We start from the raw sequence: 2,513 nt of genomic DNA on the forward strand, positions 1-2,513 counted from the left end.
CACCATCAAAGGTATTGAGGTGATGCGTGCACTACGCAAAGGCCAGGCCTCAGCATTTTATTATGGTGATCCCCTGGGCGAAATGCGCCTGGTAAGCAGAGTTTTTGAAATGTAAGGCCTTTGAATAAGACAAAAGGCTGCCTCATCGCTAACTTTGCAACAGTGCCCCTCAGAATTATAGAGAATACCTGAAATTTTTGTAGAGCGAGGTTTGTTACCCTGCCCGACCAGCGACATGTGGTTAGTTTAGTGATCAGAAATGTCGAGCGTTTGGTCGTTCATTGACGCGGGATCTTCCAACGGTTCCACATGAGTGGTGATATGGATAAAAGGCAGTGCGGTGCGGATATCATTCTCTATACGCTCGGCCCAGTCGTGCCCATATTGAACAGTCCATCGCCCAGGAACTAGGATGTGCATTGTCATAAACGCCCGCCCGCCAGCCTGGCGTGTACGTAGTGCATGGAAATCAAGCCCCTGTTCACGATATCCTGCCAGCAGTGACTCGATTTTTTTGAGTTCTTCCGTGGGTAGCGATACGTCCATCAGACCTGCAGCTGAACGACTCATAAGCTGATAACCAGTCCAAACGATGTTGGCTGCGACCAGCAATGCAACGATCGGATCGACCCAAAACCAGCCGGTCAGATAAACCAGTCCGACACCAAAAATGACACCGACCGACGTCCAGACATCGGTCAGCAGGTGATGAGCATCTGCCTCAAGAGTGATAGAGTTGTGCTGCCTGCCAGCCCTTAACAAAATGCGAGCCGTCACAAAATTAAGGATTGATGCGACTGTTGAAACCAGTAATCCGAGACCAATCTCCTCAAGCGGCTGTGGAGTTAACATCCGCTCAACTGCGGTATAGGCGATACTGGCTGCCGCCAATAGGATCAGAAATCCTTCGAAAGCACTCGAGAAATATTCGGCTTTGCCGTGCCCATATGCATGGTTCTCATCGGCCGGAAGCGCAGCCAAGGTCAGCATCCAGAGCGCCATTAGGGCTCCTGCGAGGTTAACTACGGATTCGATGGCATCAGATAGCAGACCGACCGAACCGGTCATTTTCCACGCCACACCTTTGAGTCCGATAGTGGCAATAGCCGTGGCAATGGAAAGCCAAGCGTAGTGCGTCAGCGGACGAGGTAACCCTTTTGTTTTAGTCATTATTAACTTCCTAAAATAGGACGACTAACTCACATTTCTATCCATGATAGATAATTAAACAATCATTTCGCCATGAATATTTTTTCGTTTTTATTAAATTTAATTAAAAAGTCTCTGCAAGTGCTGTTTCATCTTCTAGTAAACTAAATTTTATTTTTAGGGTTTTCTTCAACTTGAAGTAATATTATCTCACAACAGATTAGTCACTTAGGTTAACTGAGCGGCTTTTATATTTTTCAATTAAAATATGCAAAACTCCCATTGCACCATGTGCATAAAAATAGACCTCAATGAAAGTAGTAAAGAACTTATGCCAGTGGATTACTGTTTCAGCCAGATTTGACTGCATGGTATTCAACAAGAACCATAGGCCACCTGAAAGTGCTACAATTAGCAATGCTAGAACTCCAAATCCTTGGATTGTACTGGCAATACCTCCCGAATGTGCATCGGGCAGTCGGAAACTAGTCAACGTTTTTATATCTTGCTTAATACCACTAAAGTCAAGCCCTACCCATGAAAAATAATAAGTAAAACCTCTTTGAGTAAGCATCCAACTTAACATAATAAAACCACAAATAATCAGTCCTAACCCTGAAATAATGTGCATCCAGGTTATAACTCCTTCAAGACTATGTTCACCAATTGCTTCGGTCTCTGTCAGATTAGAGTTAATAATTTGTGATAATATTAGAAATGCCACAATGATGTGAAGAATACGAAAAAAAGGAGCGTAATCATGGGGTAATAGATTCCAGAGTCGCAATTTCATTAATGAGTCCTTAGTAAATTTATCGATGATCTTAATCATACAAAAGAATTATTAGGATAACCTTAATTCTTAAAATTGCAGCAGGCATTAGTTCACCTCTGATATGGCCACTTGCGAAATGGGAATGGTAACTGTTATTACTATGTGTTTACTTGCTGTTCTTGTTACGCAGCCCCTTAAACACATTACTTTCAAATATGATTTCCTGCTGGGTTTAAATATGTGTCTTTCTATAGTGCGGCAACCTATTTTTACACCAACTCATGAATTAAATAAGAATCATAAATTAAATGAGAGGTTTAATTCTCTTGCTTAACGCGATGATATTAAATGGAAATTTTAATTTTTGTAATTTATTAAACAGTTAGAATGAGACATGGTAAATACGATCTTCCTTTAGATAATTCTGATAGCACTTTTTCTACTGGGCAGTCTGCAATGTCCGCTTCACGCCCTGAGACATTCGACAAGCTTTTTATGGCTTCAGTAAGGGCGAGTGTCTCGCTTCGAGAGCCAGCAAATATTTCGCTTCGTCATAACAGGTTCTGGCCTTCCAGCAGCGGTAAATGAT

Annotated in this window: 2 protein-coding genes and 1 pseudogene; 1 reads left to right on the top strand and 2 read right to left on the bottom strand. The window is 42.3% G+C overall.

All coding sequences use genetic code 11. The annotated features are described in order from the left end of the window. Positions 1–115: pseudogene (locus QQZ17_RS18110) on the top strand (IS6 family transposase); the annotation flags it as partial. A 131-nt stretch (positions 116–246) separates the two neighbouring features. Here the strand turns inward: QQZ17_RS18110 and QQZ17_RS18115 are convergent. Both QQZ17_RS18115 and QQZ17_RS18120 read right to left on the bottom strand, forming a co-directional pair. Beyond that, entirely contained in the window at positions 247–1,170 is a 924-nt protein-coding gene (locus QQZ17_RS18115) for a cation diffusion facilitator family transporter (RefSeq protein ID WP_000167917.1), read from the bottom strand. Positions 1,171–1,369: 199 nt separating this feature from the next. Next, positions 1,370–1,942, bottom strand: a complete 573-nt coding sequence (locus tag QQZ17_RS18120) for a cytochrome b/b6 domain-containing protein (protein WP_001515348.1) — start codon at positions 1,940–1,942, stop codon at positions 1,370–1,372. Between the last annotated feature and the right edge of the window lie 571 nt (positions 1,943–2,513).

This window comes from Citrobacter sp. T1.2D-1, from assembly GCF_950098555.1.
In the GTDB taxonomy this organism is placed as follows: Bacteria; Pseudomonadota; Gammaproteobacteria; order Enterobacterales; family Enterobacteriaceae; genus Citrobacter_A; species Citrobacter_A telavivensis.

What these genes read in the sequence shown, in the direction of transcription:
- QQZ17_RS18115 (WP_000167917.1), bottom strand. Translation starts at nt 1,170, where the DNA reads ATGACTAAAACAAAAGGGTTACCTCGTCCGCTGACGCACTACGCTTGG.
- QQZ17_RS18120 (WP_001515348.1), bottom strand. Translation starts at nt 1,942, where the DNA reads ATGAAATTGCGACTCTGGAATCTATTACCCCATGATTACGCTCCTTTT.